Genomic DNA, 20,555 nt, shown 5'->3' with positions numbered 1-20,555 from the left:
ACAACCTCCCACTCAGATCAATTAATACGTGTTTTTCCGTAGCTTTACGTATACCCGATATTGTTTTTCCGGTTACACTTCCCTGCATAATCGCTACAAGTCCATAATCATCCGTCATCAACCCTCATTCAGCACTATACTGACTTGGGGTAAATTGATCCGGGCGATCAAACAATAGCGTCTCACATCACGCTTTTATAGGTAAGCACACCAGTAAGCTTCCAGACTTGTGTGAATGATTGTCTCCAGCAGCCCTCAGCCTCTGACACCCGCAGACATAGGTGACCTAGTCAGTGTGTAAGGCCTGTCAAACTCTAGCTTTAGCAGTTGTGAAGGTAACTATGAGTAAGCAAAATATTCTTGTCATCAATTCAGGCAGTTCCTCAATCAAGTTTGCAGTCATCAACCCCCAAAATGAACATGAATATGTCAGTGGTTTAGCTGAGCGTTTAAGCCAGCCTGAAGCACGTATCATTTGGAAGCAAGATGGTGAAAAAACCATTTACGATATGCCTAATGCAGATCACGATATTGTCTGCCAGAAAATTCTCCACTTACTGGAAGAGCAACAACTGACAGAAACCCTTGCCGCTATTGGCCACCGTGTTGTACATGGCGGTGAGCACTTCAAAGCTTCTACCCTCATCAATGATGATGTAGTACAAGCCATTGAAGACTGTAAAGGGCTTGCACCTCTTCACAACCCAGCACATTTACTGGGCATTAGAATTACTCAAAAGTATTTTCCAAACTTGCCTCAAGCTGCTGTATTCGACACTTCGTTCCACCAAACTATGCCTCCTCAGGCTTACCTCTATGCTATTCCTCATTCTCTCTATCGCGACCATCATGTCCGCCGTTATGGTTTCCATGGTACCAGCTACCGCTTTGTCACAGGGGAAGCCTGCCAGCGCCTTAATATTCCTGTAAATGAAAGCAATATTTTATGTGCTCACTTAGGTAATGGTTGCAGTGCTGCTGCCATATATCATGGCCAATCAGTAGATACGACGATGGGCCTAACGCCATTAGAAGGGCTGGTCATGGGCACGCGCTGTGGGAATATTGATGCCAATATTTTCAACTTCCTTCATCAACAGCTTGGCTATGATATTGACCGTATTACCACATTACTTAACAAAGAAAGTGGATTACTTGGTCTATCTGAACTCAGTAATGATTGTCGTACACTTGAAGAAGCTATGGAGCAGGGTCACGAACAGGCAACACTGGCAATAGATGTATTCAGCTATGTGCTGGCTAAATCCTTGAGTGGCCTTGCCAGCTCACTGGACCATATTGATGCCCTAATCTTTACAGGTGGTATTGGTGAAAACTCTCGCGTAATACGTGCTAAGGTTTTACAACAACTGCGTATTTTTGGCTTTCAACTTGATGCTGATGCCAATGCAAACAACGGTAAAAATAACAAAGGCATTATTACTACTGCAGATAGCCCTGTTGCCTTGGTCATCAATACCAATGAAGAACTCATGATTGCTCGTGACGCAGCTCAACTTGCAGGCTGTTAATTTGAAGATATAGCCGCAGCAAGCTCATATTTGTCATAGCTTTTGTTTGCTATGTTCACAGTTTGCTGGGGGTATATACAGTTGCTGTAGAAGGATTAACTGTATGCATACTTTTTTTCTTGCACCCACAAGTGCTGGAGTCGGACTCACATCCGTATCTATGGGGCTGGTCCGTGCCTTTGATAACGTCGGCCTGCGGGTTCATTTTTTTAAGCCTATTGGGCAGCTTCACATCTCAGATCGAGGCCCAGAACGTTCAACACATGTCATTCAGCAACACATGGGGCTAAATCCACCCACTCCGATTTCACTGAGTGAAGTGGAAGATTTGCTGGGTGATAATCAAAAAGATAAGTTACTGGACCGTATCATTGAGCTGTTTGATCAAAGCGCTAAAGATGCTGATGTGGTTGTCATTGAAGGCTTAGTTCCCACTCGAAGTGCTCCTTATGTCACTCACTTAAACCGCGAAATTGCAAAAGCAATTGGTGCAGAAGTCATTTTGGTTGCTTCATGCAATGAAAGCACACTGGAAGAAACAGCAAACCGCTTAGAAATTGCGGCTGAGAATTTTGGTGGTATTGGTAACAACAAGCTACTGGGTTACATTCTTAACAAGGTTCCAAACGCCGACTATAAGAAAATTTGCCCTGGTAAGCCCATAGAGCTACGAAAACTTGCCGCCTTTAACCGCAAAGAGTTTGCCCCTATTGGTGCAGTTCCTTGGGATGAGGCGTTGTCTTCTCCGCGCACCAAAGATATTGCTGAATTACTGGACACCAAAATTATCTACGAAGGGGACATCACCTCTCGAAGAGTCACCTCTAAAGTGCTATGTGCACGAACTGCGGCCAATATGAGCCACCACCTTAAGCCTGGTAAGTTGATCATTACCCCTGGTGATCGTGATGATGTGATTCTTGCCTCCAGTATGGCCGCATCGAATGGCGTCCCTTTGGCAGGCTTAATGCTGACCAATGGTATCGAACCCGATCCTCGGATTTTTGAGCTGTGTAAAAAAGCTATTCATGAGAGTGGCTTACCTGTATTGCTTACAGGCTTAGACTCTTTCAACACAGCTGCAGCACTGACTCAAATGAATACTGAGGTACCTCTTGACGATTATGACCGTATGGAACAGGTCATGAACTTTGTGGCTGATCACCTCAATGCTGAGTGGTTAAAAGAACGCTGTGGTACAGCTATTGAAACTCGGATGTCTCCTGCAGCATTTCGTTATCAGCTCACCAAGCGCGCTAACGAAGCGAAGAAAAGAGTCGTGCTGCCAGAAGGTAATGAACCCAGAACAATTCAAGCCGCTGCAATTTGCCATGACCGAGGCATTGCCCAGTGTATCCTTTTGGGTAACCGGGAAGAAATCTATCAGGTTGCAGCAAACCACGGTGTTGAGTTACCTGAGACAGTCATTATTATGGACCCTGAGGCCGTCCGTGGACGCTATATCCAGCCAATGGTTGAACTGCGGAAGCACAAGGGCCTGAATGCTCCTATGGCTGAAGCACAACTGGAAGATAACGTGGTATTAGGCACTATGATGTTGGCTATGGATGAAGTTGATGGACTGGTATCCGGTGCTGTGCATACCACTGCGAACACCATTCGCCCTGCTTTCCAGCTGGTTAAAACCAAACCCGATGCCAAGCTAGTCTCTTCAGTTTTCTTTATGCTGCTACCTGATCAGGTACTGGTCTATGGTGACTGTGCAGTAAATCCTGAGCCTACAGCAGAAGACCTGGCTGATATCGCTATTCAAAGTGCTGAGTCAGCGAAAGTCTTTGGTATTGAGCCAAGGGTTGCCATGATCAGCTACAGTACAGGTTCTTCAGGCTCTGGCAGTGAAGTAGAGAAAGTAAGAAAAGCCACAGAGATTGCGCGTAGCAAGCGCCCTCACCTTTTGATTGATGGTCCCTTGCAGTACGATGCTGCTGCTATCGAAAGTGTTGCTAATAAAAAAGCTCCTGATAGCCCTGTGGCAGGTAAAGCAACCGTCTTTATTTTCCCTGATCTTAATACTGGAAATACCACCTATAAAGCTGTGCAACGTAGTGCAGATGTAATCAGTGTAGGTCCTATGCTGCAGGGGTTAAACAAACCTGTAAACGACCTATCCCGTGGTGCTCTGGTTGATGATATCGTCTTTACAATTGCTTTGACCGCAATCCAGGCGGAACAAGTACAGCGCGAAGCTGCTGCAAGAAAAGCAGAAAGTAATTAACCCAAACAGCGTGTGCCTTGTTCAAGGTATACGCTCCTCTTTCTTTAGTTCTACCTTAATTGCCATCTTATTTAAACAAGATGAAATCCTTTCCTAAACCTGTCAAACTCCGCGTTACTCATCGTACTCATATTGCACTTTTATTAAAATCCATCGTAAGCTGCTGCTTTTAGTGATAATACTCTCTTATTGCTTTGGATAGAGCACATAATAAACACTAAAAACCAGCTACCAAGGAAATCATAAAAAAAGAGACGAAAACACATGCTGTATTTTTTACCATCAACAGTTCGTGGATGCGTTGCAGGATTACTGCTGGTGCTTAATACGCTGACTTTGTGTTGGCCATTATTTATTATCACTTTTTTAAAGCTGATTATTCCTATTCAAGGGTGGCGGGCATGGTGCGCTAAAGTCTCTATTCGTATTGCTGAATTATGGATGACCATTAATAGCGGCTGGATTCACCTTACCCAAAAGCCAAAGTGGCATATTGAGGGTCTTGAGCAGCTCCAGAAAGAGGGCTGGTATTTAGTTACAAGTAACCATCAGTCTTGGGCTGATATTACAATTTTGCAGCATATACTCAACCGACGTATTCCTATGCTTAAGTTTTTCCTCAAGCAAGAGTTGATATGGGTACCTTTTATTGGGTTATGCTGGTGGGCTTTAGATTTTCCATTTATGAAGCGCTATAGCAGAGACTACCTTGAAAAATACCCAGAAAAAAAAGGTCAAGATTTAGAAACAACAAGAAAAGCCTGCGAGAAATTCCGAAACACACCCGTTGCCATTTTTAATTTTTTAGAAGGAACCCGCTTTACACCACATAAACACCGGGACCAACAGTCACCTTATCAGTTTCTACTGAAGCCCAAGGCAGGAGGTATTGGCTTTGTATTAGGCGCCATGGGTGATCAGCTAAAGAGTATGCTGAATATTACGATTTATTACCCTGCTCAGTACCGCTCTTATTGGGACTTTTTATGTGGAAAATTTCGTAATGTGGTTATTAAAATTGAGCAAACAGAAATCCCTAACGAGTTTAAAAACAAAGATTATCTCAATGACCCGGTGTTTCGGGAGCAATTCCAGTTTTGGGTAAGTGATCTTTGGCAAAAAAAGGATAAATTGCTAGCGGATATGCAGCAGCAATACACTCAAAGATCACACAATAACCCCTAAAAAAATATAGCTGCTTTAACGGCAGCTATATCACCATTTAATGTTTCGGGGGTTTGATATTAATTTCAACTCGACGATTCATCATACGGCCAGATGAAGTATCATTACTGGCTATTGGACTATCAGGTCCCATACCATAAAAAGTGACACGAGAAGCTGCAATACCTCTTTGTGTAAGATGATAAGCTACCTCTCTTGCTCGCTCTCGGGATAATCGCTGATTAAATTGATAGTCACCTGTATTGTCAGTATGTCCAATAATTTCAACCGTATTCTGATCAAACTCCGCTAAAACATTTGCTAATGCATTAAGTACTTTGCTAAAGTCCTGGCGGATATGTGTAGCATTGATAGCAAAACTCGCCTCCTCAGGCATTATCAATACTAAATGATCTAAATCGCGAGAAACACTTACTTTTGTTTTTTCTAATGCTTGACGCAAAGACTCTTCTTGCCGGTCAATATAAAAATTATCTTTAGCAGAATAGTTTTTGTTCGCATCAACCTTTGCCGTTTGCTTAGCGAATGGTTCCTTAAACCAGTCGCCATCAACTAACTTTTGGCATCCCACAACACCCCCACCCAATAAAGCAATGATCAGCCCGACTCGCGCATATTCCTGTAACTGCCTCATTATTTCCCCCACCTAATTTGGCTTTTTATAGTATGCTCCTTCACTTACTATGAAACACAGCGTTAAAGGCTAGTGCTTCATTTTTACCTCTCGTATCGTTGGCTTGAAAATTAGCCTCCCAACAGTGAGTCAAATAGTGTTAACAGACTCTAGTTCATTATCGATAATATCTTTCAGCAAGCTAGCTCTGCTTTCACTCTCTTGTCCATTAATAACAGCGTTTAACTTGTAAACTAAACGTTCAAACTCATTTTCGATATAAATACTTTGCTGGAAAACACTTTGTAGTTGTTTATTTGTCTCAGCCCATACCTGGTCTATTGTTTCCGAGGACGCAGGATATGATTTACCATGCACAACATCACCCAGTTGCAACGATAAATTATCAAATAAATCAGCAACCTCTCTAAGGGAGGCTTGATAGCCATCTTCTACTTTTTGTATAAAACGCTGCACCCTAGCAATAAAAATATTGATAAAAGCACGCTCAGCTTGCAATGCCATACTCATATCCAGCTGTTGGATTTTCTGTTCGACAATAGCAACATGAACACTTAACCATTGCCTGAATGCATCAACCTCTTTCCCAGAAAAGTCCGGTGCTTTTTTTAATAAGAGCGATACTCGCTCAGTATTGAATACACAACGTCGACCAAATACATGCCAGGCACCCTGTTTACATAACTTATCCAACAAGTGTGTTTCAAAGGCTTTCGTCATACCATGTGCTTCCATGGTTTTTTTGCCGAACTGAGCCCGCAACTGAACACTTGCGGCAATATCGAAGCTTTCCAGCTGAGTAAGCAAACATTGCCCTAACTGATCGAGATTTTCACTGCTGAAACAGTCCTGAACAAAGTCATAAGACACACCCTGAGGTAAATTATCGATACTTGTTAGCTGCTGTCTTAGGGAAAGTTTTAGGCGCTTTTTCAGCTGCTGATTAGCAATGGTGTGGTAGATTTCTTTAGTCAGCCTAGCATGTAATTCATTATCTCCCATAGCAACATGAATAACATCATTACACCCCATTTCATAAGCATGCATACGAAACTCAAGGTCTTTTTCGTAAGCCACCAGCACAATAGAGGTCCCTTCAGTCAGGCCATTCTCATATAAATGCTGACACATCGATAATGCTGTAGCCATCGACTCAATGGGGAAAATAACAATTAACTTTACTGACTCACTACTCGCCGCATGTTGCATTTCATCCACAGAGTTGAGCTTAAGCACATGAAAAAAACGCTCAACTCTTCCAACCCATGCTGTTGCAGGTGACTCATCAAAAACAGCGACTTTATACTCTAATTGCATAGCACACTCCTTGTGCTACTGAGCCAACCAGTAAAAAATAGCGCTTACTGGATTTTTTCTGCACGTATTTTTTTCTTATCAATTTTTCCTACACTGGTTTTAGGAATAGCATCAACGAACTCTATTACTTCAGGAATCGCCCACTTATGAATCTTCCCTTGTGCTACAAATTGCTGTAAGTGTATCTGTATATCTTCACCCTTTGTTTGCTTATCTTTTAATACAATCAAAGCACATGGTCTTTCCCCCCACTCAGGATGAGGTAAACCAATAACAGCAACTTCAGATACACCCGGGTGCTGACTGATTAAGTTTTCCAGGGTCAGTGAAGAAATCCACTCTCCACCAGTCTTTATGACATCTTTAATTCGGTCAGTAATTTGAATAAAACCAAGTGCATCAATGGTTGCCACATCACCAGTATGAAGCCAACCATCACGCCATAATGCCTCACTTCCTTTTTCTTCTTTTAAATAACCTTGAGTGAGCCAAGGCGCCCGACACACTATTTCACCTACTTGCTGACCATCATGGGCTAAATCATTACCCTCTTCATCAACAATTGCCAACTCCACCAAAGGTGCAGGTATACCAGTTTTAATTCTAAAATCAATTTGCTCATCCTCAGGCAAATTTCTTAGCTTTTCGTTTAAATAAGCAACTGATAGCAACGGACATGTCTCTGATAAACCATAAGCCCCTGTCAAAATAACGCCTTTTTCTCTGGCAGCAACAGTCAACCCTTTCGTTAAAGCCGAACCTCCAATTAAAATACGCCAACCAGATAAGTCTGCCTGCTTTGCAGCCTCTGAGTTTAAAAGCATATTTACAATTGTGGGTACACAATGAGAAAAGCTAACTTTTTCTTGCTGTTGTAATTTAATCAGCAAATCAGGCTCATAGCGTCCAGGATAAACTTGCTTCGTGCCCATCATTGTTGCTGCATAGGGCACTCCCCAAGCATGAACATGAAACATGGGTGTGATAGGCATATAAGTGTCGCCAGAGTTCATCAATGGCTGGCCCGCTAAACTGCCTAATGATAAAGAAATCACCAAGGTATGCAGAACAATTTGTCTGTGGGTAAAATAAACTCCCTTGGGATTTCCGGTAGTACCTGTTGTATAAAAAGTAGTAGCTACAGAGTGCTCATCAAAGTCAGGGAAATTATAGGTAGTCTCACTTTCAGCCAAAAGCGCTTCGTACTCTCCCTGAAATGAAACGCCTTGCGAAGACAAGTTATCATGCTTACTTTCAGATGGCTTGTCTGTTAATAGCCAGAATCCTTCAACCGTATTTAACTTGTCTTTTATTTGTGCCATTAACGGTACAAAGTCATCATGAACTAGCACTAACTTATCATCGGCATGATTCATTGTGTATAAAATCTGCTCGGGAGATAAGCGAATATTTACCGTATGGATAATGGCACCGATCATGGGAATCGCAAACATACACTCAAGGTAACGATGAGAGTCCCACTCTAAAACTGCTACAGTATCTCCAGGTCTCACTCCCGCTTTTGTTAAGGCATTTGCTAAACGACAGATACGCTCATAAAGCTCGCCGTAGGTATAACGAAATAAATCACGATAGACTATTTCCTGCTGAGGCTCATAACGCAGACCAGAGAGTAAAATCTGCTTAATTAAAAGAGGATATTCGTACGCACTGGCAGTGGGTTTAACAATTTTTGTTTTTAGCATGAATTGTCATCCTTAACGTGTCATATTAACGACTTAAATACATCATAAAGCCTTCGACACTGTGATCACGAAGTTGTAAAGCTTATTAATAAAGCTTAAATGCACATAAACTGACCGTCGAGTTACTGCTTTATATAAACTCCTAGTCATTCTATACACCACACTAACGTTTATACTCTTAACAGAATAAATATACGACATTGATCGTGCATGTAGCTAAGTGCAAAAAGCAATCTTTAAGACAAAAAAGTCATTAACATTTCCAAAACTTACCAGTCAGTTATTACGTAGTATTTCCCCTTTAAAAACAGTTAAAATCTCACTACAAAACGTAATAATCATCCCCTTACCCTCTAAGCAAAGGGTATTGCAGAAGAATAAATCTAATAACAAATTTTCTAATATGAACAGGTAAGCTCATGCAAAATAAGGATGCAGTTGTTCTGGTTGATGGCGCCCGCACTCCCATGGGCAGCTTTCAAGGTGCATTTAAAACACTGTCGGCTGTTGATTTAGCTGCTATTGCTGTCAAAGAGGCCATTCAAAGAAGTGCTTTGTCACCCACAGATATTCAAGAAGTTATCATGGGTTGTGTGTTACCTGCTGGTCTGAAGCAAGGTCCTGCTCGCCAAGCTAGTCTCCAAGCAGGCATTCCTGTAAGTACAGGCTGTACAACGATTAACAAGTTATGCGGCTCAGGTATGAAAGCAGTCATGCTTGCCCATGACTTAATTAAGGCGGGTACGAATACCATCATGCTAGCTGGCGGCATGGAAAGTATGAGTAATGCACCTTTCCTTCTTGAAAAAGCCAGACAAGGTTATCGAATGGGACATCAACAGGTGCTAGATCACATGTTTACTGATGGGCTTGAGGATGCAGAGACTGGCAAGCTCATGGGTTGGTTTGCACAACATACGGCAGATGAACATGAAATTAGTCGAGAAGCCATGGATCAATTTGCTATTAACTCATTGCAACGTGCCAATGATGCAATTCAAACCAATAAGCTCGACGCTGAAATTGTTCCTGTTCCTGTACAAACGCGTAAACAAACAACCCTCGTTCAAACCGATGAGCAGCCGGGTCAGGCAAATATTGAGAAAATCCCTTCCTTGAAGCCAGCATTCGCTCAGAATGGCTCTATTACTGCCGCAAACTCCAGCTCTATCTCGGATGGTGCATCAGCCATTGTGTTAATGTCTGAGTCAGAAGCTGTACAGCGTGGTTTGACTCCCAAAGCCCGTATTATTGCTCATAGCACCCACTCACAACATCCATCGACCTTTACAACAGCCCCTGTTGGCGCCATTAAAAAAGTTCTGGATAAAGCTCAGTGGCAAAAAGATGATGTCGATTTATTTGAGATCAATGAAGCTTTTGCCATGGTCACCATGTTTGCCATGCAAGCCTTAGATTTACCTCATGAGAAAGTCAATATTCACGGTGGTGCATGTGCTCAGGGCCATCCTGTTGGCTCAACAGGCTCCAGAATTTTGATTACGCTCATGTATGCGCTTGAGCATTATAATTTGAAACGTGGCATTGCTTCTCTATGCATTGGTGGAGGTGAGGCCACAGCAGTAGCCATTGAGCGGATTTCATAAAAAAATAACTGACTATCAAATACGACATGTAAAGCCAGCTTCAGGATAAGCAGGTTTTACATGTTGATTAAACTGAACCGTAAAATGCATGGAGCACATTAAGGCTATGTCTGCAGCAACCCCAAGCAAAAATAAACATGACCAGTCGCCCAGCTCAAAATCACTCTCTACTGAAGACCTCGCCCGTGTAAATGAGTACTTAAGTTCACCTGTCCACCAAATCGAACGATCACCCTTTAAGCCATTAAAGTTACTTGGCTGGCTTATGCTGATTATTATTGGGCTGGGGGTAATCAGTCGTGAGTTAGGTAATTACTTTATGAGTCAGCTTTTTGGCGGATATACCCTTTACGAATCATTTTCAGGGTTTGTTGTCATCGCTCTTGACCACCAAGGATGGTGGAAATGCAGTTTATGCATGAGCATTTAACTGCCACCCCAGTCACTTATTAATATAATCTCCTGGGTCTTCATCATTTGACGGCCGCCCCTAAAAACCCTTCTTTTTGGGTATAGGCTAGGTCAAAATAGATTAAGCTGCAGAGCCGCTATTTGCTTAGATCAGAGGCAAGTGGAAAGATTTTAAATTTAAGGATTTTAAGTAAGGTATGGTTGATATAAAAGAGAGGTCTTTAATGATGGTGGGTCGTGCAGGATTCGAACCTGCGACCAATTGGTTAAAAGCCAACTGCTCTACCGACTGAGCTAACGACCCAAAGATGGTCGGGGTAGAGAGATTCGAACTCCCGACATCCTGCTCCCAAAGCAGGCGCGCTACCAGACTGCGCTATACCCCGTGATTTGGCTCCCCGAGCTGGACTCGAACCAGCGACCCAATGATTAACAGTCATTTGCTCTACCAACTGAGCTATCGGGGACCGACTCAACGCTGAGGTTTTTGCTGTCTCCCTCAACGTTGGTGGCGCGCATGATACCGTACTGGTAGAAACTGTCAACCCCTTTTATAGCAAAATTAGCTAACTCTTTTGTAGCTAGACATATTTTAAACAATTTCGTATAAAGCCGCTGCAAGCAATACCAGCCTAAACAATTTTGGTTTAATTAGAGTAAAAGTGGCTCATCCTATCAATCCACACCCAAAAATTGTTTGCCAACTATACTCAAGGTAATGTGTTCAAAAACCAGAGCTGATGAGTTGATCTATTCACCAAACCACGACCGAGCAGATTATCCGTGATCTACTCTCACCAGAACAAAGCAAACCCAATTTTTAGCAGGACTATGCAACCTGTTGTCGATGTTTTCGGGACTCCCAGAGCGCAAGGACAGATATGACAAAGCCTGAAAATAACAAGATCGTCGATTTAGCCTCTAAACAAAAAGGCCCGCGCAGGCAAATTGAGCCTCGATTTGAAAAATTACTGCAAAGTTGCCGTCAAATCACGATGAATCATACAGCAGAAATGCTGACCAACCTGTTCAACAATATTGATGATGCTTTCTTTGCTGCAGCAGACCAGGCAGAAACCAACAGCATCCAAACCATCTTCTTTGATGCCATGCGAGAGCTTCGCATGCAAAGAGCTTCTATTGAGCGAGCTTTTCATCAACATCTAGCACAACACTTTGAAAACCACCTTTATGGACCTCAAAACCAAAACAGTAATGGATTTGAAGATATTACCGCAGACCAGCTCAACCTCGTGCAGCAAGAGGAATTTGAGCAAACTGTCCTGCTGACAAGCATTGCCAGTCGAGCAGTAGCCAAAAATAACGAAGCTTTATATAGCCTCAGCCAACGTTTTGCTTTATTGCTAAAAGCTGAGCGACTGCCTATTGAAAAAATCCCATTTGCCCCAGTGAGCATTGCAGAGTGTTTTGCAAAAGCTATTAGCGTCGTAGCACTTAATAAGCGTATTAAAAAGGCTTTATTTGAGCTATTTGAGTTATACGTTATGAGTGAGCTAGCTACTGTTTATGAGGCACTTAATGACCGATTAATTGAGGCAGACATCTTACCGAACATTCGGTACAGCAAAGTTAAATCAACCATTACATCTCGTGGTCAAAGCTCTTCTCAGCCACAAAATCAACCGACAGCCAAACAGGCCGAAACAGAGAGCGCACCATTAACTACAAAGGTCTCTGCACCAACTTCACCACAGACAACAGCAGACAGTGAGCCTGGTTACAGTGAGAGCACCGCTGATCCCTCTCAAAAAGCCGCCACCTTATTCAATGCCATTCATGACCTGTTAGCTGACTATCGCGATATTTTTAGTGGCACCTCCCACCCCGTTGACGGACTAAGCACACCGCAGCTTGCAACAGGCTCAGCTGTAAATCGTCCATTTCGAAGCATTCATCAGTTTAATGCTGATGTTGACAATAATACTCCAGACTATTCAACAACAGATGTCGTTGACGCCCTTAACACTCTGCAAAACCATGCTCAGCGGCCGCTAACTGAACCATTTCCAAAAGAGCAAGTTGTTAATGAGCTAAAGGAAGAGCTTGTTGCAACACTTAGCCAAGGCCATGAGCATGCGCAACCTATCGCTTCCAATGATGCAGATATTATTGACTTGGTAGGTATGCTCTTTGACTTTATTCTTGATGAACAAACCCTTCCAGATAAAGCCAAAGTCATCCTCAGCCACCTGCACACCCCCTATCTCAAGCTTGCATTAATGGATAAGGCCCTTTTTACCCTGCACACTCATCCTGCCAGGCGACTTCTCAACACTATGGCGCAAGCTGCCATAGACTGGGTGGAAAACAATGAAGATAGCCATGGAGTTATCGACAAAATTCAGTTTACTGTCCGTACAATACTTAATGAATTCAATACTGACATTGAGTTTTTCGAGTTACTTTTCCAAGAGTTTGACCAGTTTATTAAACAACTGGAGCGACAAGCAGAAATCATCGAACGGCGAACGGTTGAAGCTGAAAAAGGACATGATCGTCTACAGGCAGCTAAAGAAGAAGCCAAGCAAGTTATTCAGCAGGCTATAGCCAGCTTCAAGTTCAAAGTACCTCAACCTATTCACCACTTTTTATTCTCGCTATGGCATGAGGTATTAGTGTTTCACTACCTGCGAAAAGATGACAAGCATAGTGAGTGGCAAAAAGCTCAAGACTTGGCTCATGAGCTTTTGTGGAGTATCTCACCCAAGTTAACACCAGGAGATAAAAACTTACTTCGGCAGTCTCAACCCCATCTGATTAATGAATTGCGACAGTTTATTCTTGCTTTAGGCGGCCACCAGGAAAGCTATATAAAAGAAGCCATGCGCCCGCTGGTCAGCTGTCAGCGTGCAGCACTAAATGCTATTGAGGAAGAAGTAATACACTCACCGCCTTCAACTGCTACTAAGTCCGCTCAGGAAAAAGAAGAAGATATTACTAAGCACGAAGAAGCAAAAACCAGCTCAGCCGCAGTAGCTCCTCAAGACACATCAGATGACATCTCTGATCCTGAAGCCGTTGAAGCGATAGAGCAGTCACTATCGCTCAAAGAGAAGTTAAGCAAGATTGACTACGGCACCTGGTTTTCATTTAAGGTGCAAGATGATTGGATAAGGCTAAAGCTGTCCTGGTACAGCAATACAACCTTTCACTACATGTTTGTTGATAGCTCTGGGCACAAGACCATGGTTAAAACACTGAGTGAGCTGGTTGAAGACTTTCAAAGTAATAAAGCGGACTTTTATACATTACCCGCCAAAACTCCGTTAATGGATCGTGCATTAGAAAAGATTCACTCTTTTTTAAAGCGGCTTTCCCGTCCCAAAAAATCCAAAGAATGAAGGCTTAGGGTATGAATGATCGGCGCAAAGAACAGCGTATATCCATTGCACAACCGCTTGAGGTATACGATGTTCACACTGAGCATAAGCTTGGCTCATTAGTAGACCTGTCGTACAGCGGATTTATGCTGCTCACCACACAGTCCATTTCACCAAGCCGCATTTTTCAATGCCGCCTACATCTAACCGATGTCCCTAAAGAAGAACGCACTCTTAATTTAGGCGTTGAATGCTTATGGGCCACCCCCAGCAATGCCCCCACCCTATTTTGGGCGGGGTTTCATATCATTGATATTAGCGAATCAGCTCAAAGTGCTTTAGAGCAGTTTATTGATGCTCACAGCGAAGCTTATCAAACCAGTGAGTCCAATAGCTAAATCAGCAAAGCCCTAATTTAACTGACTTAGAAACTGCTTACTCCTGGCGAAAGCTAATCTCATCATCCGCCAAGTAGGCAACTATCGTACTTCCTGGCGCAAACTGCCCCCCCAAAATATATTGAGCCAAAGGGTTCTCAAGCCAGCGTTGTATAGCACGTTTTAGAGGACGAGCCCCATAAACAGGATCAAACCCTACTTCAACTAATTTACTCATCACCTCACTACTGACCTGAATGTTTAAATCCAAGTCAGCGAGACGACGCTTCAAAAGGTTGATCTGAATTTCCGCAATGCCTTTAATCTGCTCTGCGGCCAATGGATGGAAAACCACAAGCTCATCAATCCTATTAACAAATTCTGGCCTAAAGTGGGTTGCTACAATATCCATCAAGGTATTTTTTACCTTTTTAAAATCCTGCTCATCAATCCGTTGTAACACATCCGAACCTAAGTTAGATGTCATCACGACAACCGAATTTTTGAAGTCAACGGTACGTCCATGACTATCTGTTAGCCGGCCATCTTCCAGGACCTGAAGCAAAATATTAAAGACATCAGGATGCGCCTTTTCCACCTCATCCAACAGAATCAAAGAGTAAGGTTTTCTTCTAACAGCCTCAGTGAGGTAGCCACCTTCTTCATAACCAACATAACCAGGAGGTGCCCCCACTAAGCGCGCTACAGAGTGTTTCTCCATAAACTCTGACATATCAATGCGCACCATGGCTTCTTCAGTATCAAATAGAAACTCAGCCAGCGCCTTACATAATTCTGTTTTACCGACACCTGTTGGCCCCAGGAACATAAACGAACCGTTAGGTCGGTTAGGATCAGCAAGCCCTGCCCGTGAGCGTCGTACTGCATTGGACACCGCTCGTACGGCCTCTTCCTGCCCCACAACACGGCGATGCAGAGCTGACTCCATACGTAACAGTTTATCCCGCTCCCCCTCCAGCATTTTGGCCACAGGAATACCCGTCCACTTGGAAACCACTTCAGCGATTTCTTCTTCACTGACTTTGTTGCGCAGCAGCTTCATTGAACTCATCTCTGCCTGGCCTGCTAAATCAAGCTTTTTCTCCAGCTCAGGAATGCGTCCATACTGCAACTCAGACATCCGGGTTAAATCCCCACTACGCCTTGCTGCGTCCAGTTCAGTCCTAGCACGCTCCAAATCTTCTTTAACCTTTTGTGAGCCTTGCAAAGCTGCTTTTTCAGCCTTCCAGACTTCTTCAAGGTCAGCGAATTCTCGCTCAAGACGTTCAATGTCACCTTCTAACTTTTCCAACCGCTTACGAGAAGCCTGGTCTTCTTCTTTTTTGAGTGCCTCTTGCTCAATTTTTAATTGGATTAAACGACGCTCAAGCTTATCCATAGATTCCGGCTTGGAGTCCATCTCCATCCGAATCCGACTAGCTGCTTCATCAATTAGGTCAATTGCCTTATCAGGTAGCTGCCGATCAGTTATATAACGATGAGAGAGTTTCGCAGCTGCAATAATTGCTGAGTCAGTAATATTAACCCCATGGTGTACTTCATAACGTTCTTTCAAACCACGTAAAATGGCTATGGTGTCCTCTTCACTAGGCTCATCAACCAATACTTTCTGAAAACGTCGTTCTAACGCAGCATCTTTCTCAATATACTGGCGGTACTCATCAAGCGTGGTAGCACCAACACAATGTAGCTCCCCCCTGGCAAGCGCAGGCTTAAGCATATTGCCTGCATCCATAGCACCTTCAGCTTTGCCAGCACCAACCATGGTATGCAACTCATCAATAAACAGAATGATGCGCCCTTCCTGCTTGGAAAGCTCATTCAGCACAGCTTTTAGGCGCTCTTCAAAATCACCACGAAATTTTGCTCCAGCAATCAACGCCCCCATGTCTAAGGCTAAAATCCGCTTATCTTTTAAGCCATCTGGGACTTCACCATTAATAATACGTTGCGCAAGACCTTCAACGATTGCAGTCTTACCCACCCCTGGCTCCCCAATCAACACTGGGTTATTTTTAGTCCTGCGCTGCAAAACCTGAACTGTGCGACGAATTTCATCATCTCGACCAATAACAGGGTCTAACTGACTTTTTTCAGCTCTTGCCGTTAAATCAATTGTGTACTTGTCTAATGCCTGACGATGCTCTTCAGCATTAGGGTCGTTAATCGACTCACCACCGCGCAGGTTAGCAATAGCGTTTTGTAATGCCTGCTTACTGATACCCTGCCGACGTAATAACTCACCTAACGCTCCTTTATCTTCCATGACAGCCAACAATAAGGTTTCACTGGAAATAAACTGGTCACCTTGCTGCTGGGCCTGCTTATCGGCCATGTTAAGTAAACGTCCCAGATCTGGTGACATTTGCACATTACCATCAGGGGTCTTCAAGGTAGGCAAGCGACTCAGCGCTAAATCTAAGTCCTGACGCAGTTGTTGGAGGTTGAACCCAACCTGCATTAATAAAGGCTTTACGGAGCCACCCTGCTGCTCAAGCAGAGCCACCATAAGGTGCAATGGTTCTATGTAGTTATGGTCTTTACCTACGGCTAGAGACTGAGCATCAGCAATCGCTTCCTGGAGTTTTGCAGTCAGTCGGTCAATTCTCATCTTCGTTCACCCTATCTTTAGCAAACTGTTGATAAACCTGCCAAGCGATGGTGAGTATGCCCTGAACTCTCTTTTTTATTGATTGTTAGGAGTCAGACCATTTACTCCTTTGCCAATTAATACGGTACTTGGCGTTGGAATTCTGAAAAGGAGAAGCTATTAACTACCTGTGACTGTCCTTCTTCTCCGGACAGAATCTACTTGTTTACTAATATGGAGTTCAGAGAGGGGGATTCAAGGCCAGCAGGTTAAACCCAATGACCTTCGATAGGAGATTACTAAAAATCAGCAACTTAAAGAGCGTTGCCTAAGCAAACCAAATAACGCTAGCCATGCGACCTGTTTGGTTTTCTCGTCGATATGAATAAAAGTATTCAGGCTGGCTAAAGGTACACAAATTTCCACCATAGATCGCTTCTATTCCCAGAGAATACAAGCGTATTCGTGCTAATTCATATAAATCAGCAAACCAGTGCCCTTTACGCTGACTTGGTTGAAAGCAACGGTTTGTATCCTGGTGACCTGCAAAGGCCTGCATGACCTCTTCACCAACCTCATACTGCTGCTGACTAATGGCAGGTCCCAACCAGACCATAAGTTGCTCGGGGGGTTCCTCTAGAATATGAATGGTATTTTCAATAACACCTTCAGCCATTCCTCGCCAACCCGCATGAATAACAGCTACTTTGCTTCCACTCAGGTTAGTGACAAAAACTGGCAGGCAGTCTGCCGTTAACACGGCACCCGCAAGGTTAGGCTCCGTTATAATCACAGCATCAGCTGTACGTTCCTTGCCATCATTACAGGCATTAATCACTTCCACGCCATGCTCTTGCTTCAACCACTGTATAGGCTGGGAAAGCGCCCAGTCTTCCATTAAAAGTTTACGGTTTTCAGCAACACGGTCTTCATTATCCCCAACATGTAATGCCAAATTAAAGTAGCCATAAGGCGGTAAACTGTTACCTGATACCCGTGTAGTAACCAAAGCATGAACATTAGCCGGTGCAGGCCACTCTGCCAGCAAATAACGATGCTTGCATAGCTTTTCTGCTTTGGTTTCCACCTTCATTCCTATTCCTCTTCTATTGATAGGTGTTGCACTTTTGATAGGTGTTACACTTAGCCTTGCTCAAACGCACTGATCAATTGCTGAAAATCTGCAGGGCGATCAACTTGCCACTCGCAGTATTCCTCTTGACTTGGGTGAATTAACCCCAAACGTCTGGCATGAAGGGCCTGTCGAGAAAAACCGTGTAACACAGACTGCAGCTGAGGTGAAGCACCCTTGGGTAGACGTAACCGGCCACCATAAAGCGTGTCTCCCACTAAAGGATAGTGCAAATAGCTCATATGTACGCGAATCTGATGGGTACGACCAGTTTCTAACTTCACTTTTACGAGCGTAGCTGACTCAAAACGCTGTAAAACACGATAGTGGCTCACAGCTGGCTTACCTGTTTCTACCACTGCCATTTTTTTGCGGTCATGAGGGTGACGGCCAATGGGCTGCTCAACAGTCCCTCCAGCGGTCATAGCGCCATACACTAAGGCCTCATACTCACGACTCACTGTTCTAGCCTGAAGCTGCTCGACGAGGTCACAGTGCGCTGTTAAATTTTTAGCTACAACCATCAGGCCTGTCGTATCTTTGTCTAAGCGATGAACAATGCCTGCTCGCGGTACAGTGGCAAGCGCAGGACAATGATGTAATAAGGCATTCAACAATGTGCCCTGAGCATGCCCTGCCGCAGGATGCACAACCAATCCTGCAGGCTTATTGAGAACAATGAGATCATCATCCTCAAAAACGATATCCAGTGGAATATCTTCTGCAACCCAACGCTCTTCAGCTTCCAGCGCTGCTTGTACAGTTAATGTTTCACCACCCAGCAGCTTATCTTTAGGTTTAGCCTGGTGTTGATCCACCTTCAGTTGTCCTGACTTTATCCAAGCCTGTAATCTTGATCTAGAATACTCACTGAAGCAGTGTGCTGCGATCTGATCCAAGCGTTGCCCACTCATCGTCATGGGCACTACTGCTTCTAATTCTATCTGTGTTTCGTGCTGTGTATATTCAGTCATAAACCTGCTGTCATGTCGCAAAACCGTAATAGGTAGCTTTTATGCTTTGGATTCAATAGGTTGCTGTGGTTAAATAACACTAATCGTGGGTCATTGAGCAAATAATGCATAACCGATAAGGCTAGCCCCAGCAGCGCTGGCAGTAAGTCTATCATAGCCTTATCCAACTTAGTGCATCATCTGGGGGAGATACCAGCAAACAAGTTTTTGAAAAAAGCTTGGACTGGTTCAAACCTCATGTCACTGATCCGGTTGAACACTTAAGCAGAAAATTACAAGATAAATGGTTCACTGATTGCTGTTAAAGCACGAATCAATTCACTTAACCTGTTGGCCTACACGTTAAGTACTAATAGGGATAAGCACACAACATGCGTATTGCTAAACACTTAATCATTCTCAGCTTTATTAGCTTATTAGTAGCATGTGCCTCAGACTCCAAAAAAGAGATTGATGAAAGCCTGACTGAGTCAGAGCTTTATGAGCAGGCACAAGTGGCTCTTGATACCAGTAATTACAATGATGCAATTGATAAACTGAAAGCCCTGGAAGCCCGCTTTCCTTTTGGCTCCTACGCTGAGCAAGCCCAGTTGGACTTAATCTTTGCTTATTACAAAAACCAAGAGCAAGGATCCGCGATTGCCGCAGCAGACCGATTTATCCGCTTGCACCCCAACCATGAAAATGTTGACTATGCCTACTACCTGAAAGGCTTATCTTCATATACGGCTGATGTTGGCATTGTTGAGCGCTATGTTGAGATTGATATGAGCAAGCGTGACCCAGGCCAGGCACGAGACTCATTTAATGAGTTTTCTGAACTATTACGCCGTTTTCCAGACAGTCGCTATGCACCGGACGCTCGAAAACGGATGATATTTCTTCGTAATCAACTCGCTGCCTATGAAGTGCATGTTGCAAACTATTACTTGAAGCGCAAAGCTTACGTGGCTGCCGCTAATCGTGGTAAATATGTGGTTGAAAACCTGCAAGAGACCCCAGCAGTGCCTGATGCACTAGCAATTATGGTCGAAGCATACCAGCACTTAGGCCTGACAGCTGCAGCGAACAATGCACTGGAAACGCTGAGATTAAATTCACCTAAACATAAATCCCTGGATGAGAACGGCAAATTCGTCAACTACAAGGTTTACCATGATGTTGACCCATCAATATGGAACATTATGAGCTTTGGCTTGCTGGATGACCCTGAAGATGTTGAGCCACCGTCTCGCCGGAAAAGTCGTGACCAATTAGATCTGGAAGCTGAAGTAGGCCATGAACGCTCTTGGCTAAACGTTATCAGTTTTGGCTTAATTGGTGATGATGGAGAAGAAAATTCCGAAACGTCTAAAACAGGCAAAACGGAAACAGCTGAAGATATCTTGCAGCGCGATGAATAGTGTTATTCTTTCATTAAAAAACGGGGCTAATGCCCCGTTTTTTGTGTTCACTGCCTAGCGAGGTGATTAGTAAACTTCCTATTAAGTAA

At 43.6% G+C, this 20,555-nt stretch carries 14 protein-coding genes and 3 tRNA genes; 8 read left to right on the top strand and 9 right to left on the bottom strand.

What is annotated here, in order from left to right:
* Positions 1–341 precede the first annotated feature (341 nt).
* From KHS79_RS00425 to KHS79_RS00415, 3 genes are all read left to right on the top strand, one after another.
* Entirely contained in the window at positions 342–1,532 is a 1,191-nt protein-coding gene (locus tag KHS79_RS00425) for an acetate kinase (protein WP_027706460.1), read from the top strand.
* Positions 1,533–1,635: 103 nt separating this feature from the next.
* Positions 1,636–3,768, top strand: a complete 2,133-nt coding sequence (pta, locus tag KHS79_RS00420) for a phosphate acetyltransferase (RefSeq protein ID WP_094788410.1) — start codon at positions 1,636–1,638, stop codon at positions 3,766–3,768.
* 264 nt (positions 3,769–4,032) lie between these two features.
* Entirely contained in the window at positions 4,033–4,953 is a 921-nt protein-coding gene (locus KHS79_RS00415; protein WP_212715705.1) for an acyltransferase, read from the top strand.
* A 37-nt stretch (positions 4,954–4,990) separates the two neighbouring features.
* Here KHS79_RS00415 and KHS79_RS00410 read toward each other — a convergent pair whose 3' ends face one another.
* From KHS79_RS00410 to KHS79_RS00400, 3 genes are all read right to left on the bottom strand, one after another.
* Positions 4,991–5,587: an OmpA family protein gene (locus KHS79_RS00410; protein WP_212715703.1), complete on the bottom strand. Its 597-nt coding sequence runs from the start codon at positions 5,585–5,587 to the stop codon at positions 4,991–4,993.
* A gap of 129 nt (positions 5,588–5,716) precedes the next feature.
* The gene (locus KHS79_RS00405; protein ID WP_212715701.1) at positions 5,717–6,904 is read right to left on the bottom strand and encodes a PleD family two-component system response regulator; all 1,188 of its coding nucleotides are present in this window, start codon (positions 6,902–6,904) and stop codon (positions 5,717–5,719) included.
* A 44-nt stretch (positions 6,905–6,948) separates the two neighbouring features.
* A complete protein-coding gene (locus tag KHS79_RS00400) occupies positions 6,949–8,610 on the bottom strand; it encodes a fatty acid--CoA ligase (protein WP_212715699.1) in 1,662 nt (553 codons plus the stop codon).
* 419 nt (positions 8,611–9,029) lie between these two features.
* Here KHS79_RS00400 and KHS79_RS00395 point away from each other — a divergent pair, with 419 nt between their 5' ends.
* Both KHS79_RS00395 and KHS79_RS00390 read left to right on the top strand, forming a co-directional pair.
* Positions 9,030–10,217, top strand: coding sequence for a thiolase family protein (locus KHS79_RS00395; protein ID WP_212715697.1), 1,188 nt, complete (start codon positions 9,030–9,032; stop codon positions 10,215–10,217).
* 106 nt (positions 10,218–10,323) lie between these two features.
* Entirely contained in the window at positions 10,324–10,647 is a 324-nt protein-coding gene (locus KHS79_RS00390; protein WP_212715695.1) for a DUF3094 family protein, read from the top strand.
* A gap of 209 nt (positions 10,648–10,856) precedes the next feature.
* On the opposite strand, the gene KHS79_RS00385 is transcribed toward KHS79_RS00390, so the two are convergent.
* The 3 genes from KHS79_RS00385 to KHS79_RS00375 all read right to left on the bottom strand — a co-directional run bounded on the left by KHS79_RS00385 (position 10,857) and on the right by KHS79_RS00375 (position 11,095).
* A tRNA-Lys gene (locus KHS79_RS00385) sits at positions 10,857–10,932 on the bottom strand.
* 5 nt (positions 10,933–10,937) lie between these two features.
* Positions 10,938–11,014 (bottom strand) — tRNA-Pro (locus tag KHS79_RS00380).
* 5 nt (positions 11,015–11,019) lie between these two features.
* A tRNA-Asn gene (locus tag KHS79_RS00375) sits at positions 11,020–11,095 on the bottom strand.
* Positions 11,096–11,509: 414 nt separating this feature from the next.
* On the opposite strand from KHS79_RS00375, the gene KHS79_RS00370 reads away from it, so the two are divergent.
* Both KHS79_RS00370 and KHS79_RS00365 read left to right on the top strand, forming a co-directional pair.
* Positions 11,510–13,990, top strand: a complete 2,481-nt coding sequence (locus tag KHS79_RS00370; RefSeq protein WP_212715693.1) for a DUF1631 domain-containing protein — start codon at positions 11,510–11,512, stop codon at positions 13,988–13,990.
* An 11-nt stretch (positions 13,991–14,001) separates the two neighbouring features.
* Positions 14,002–14,367 (top strand): PilZ domain-containing protein, encoded by a 366-nt coding sequence (locus tag KHS79_RS00365; protein ID WP_094788415.1) that lies wholly within the window; start codon positions 14,002–14,004, stop codon positions 14,365–14,367.
* A gap of 37 nt (positions 14,368–14,404) precedes the next feature.
* On the opposite strand, the gene clpB is transcribed toward KHS79_RS00365, so the two are convergent.
* From clpB to rluD, 3 genes are all read right to left on the bottom strand, one after another.
* Entirely contained in the window at positions 14,405–16,978 is a 2,574-nt protein-coding gene (clpB, locus tag KHS79_RS00360) for an ATP-dependent chaperone ClpB (protein ID WP_094788416.1), read from the bottom strand.
* A gap of 307 nt (positions 16,979–17,285) precedes the next feature.
* On the bottom strand, positions 17,286–18,050 hold the full coding sequence (gene pgeF, locus KHS79_RS00355; RefSeq protein WP_212715691.1) for a peptidoglycan editing factor PgeF: 765 nt from the start codon (positions 18,048–18,050) through the stop codon (positions 17,286–17,288).
* Between the two features lie 50 nt (positions 18,051–18,100).
* A complete protein-coding gene (gene rluD / locus KHS79_RS00350; protein ID WP_212715689.1) occupies positions 18,101–19,063 on the bottom strand; it encodes a 23S rRNA pseudouridine(1911/1915/1917) synthase RluD in 963 nt (320 codons plus the stop codon).
* A 371-nt stretch (positions 19,064–19,434) separates the two neighbouring features.
* Between rluD and KHS79_RS00345 the strand changes: the two genes are divergently transcribed.
* Complete coding sequence (locus KHS79_RS00345; RefSeq protein WP_084611042.1) at positions 19,435–20,466, top strand: outer membrane protein assembly factor BamD; 1,032 nt, start codon at positions 19,435–19,437, stop codon at positions 20,464–20,466.
* Positions 20,467–20,555 lie beyond the last annotated feature (89 nt).

Origin of the sequence: Zooshikella ganghwensis, assembly GCF_018263875.1 — a bacterium.
Classification (GTDB): domain Bacteria; phylum Pseudomonadota; class Gammaproteobacteria; order Pseudomonadales; family Zooshikellaceae; genus Zooshikella; species Zooshikella ganghwensis.
Note: the sequence above shows the minus strand (reverse complement) of the source record. Positions and strands in the feature narration are given on the sequence as shown.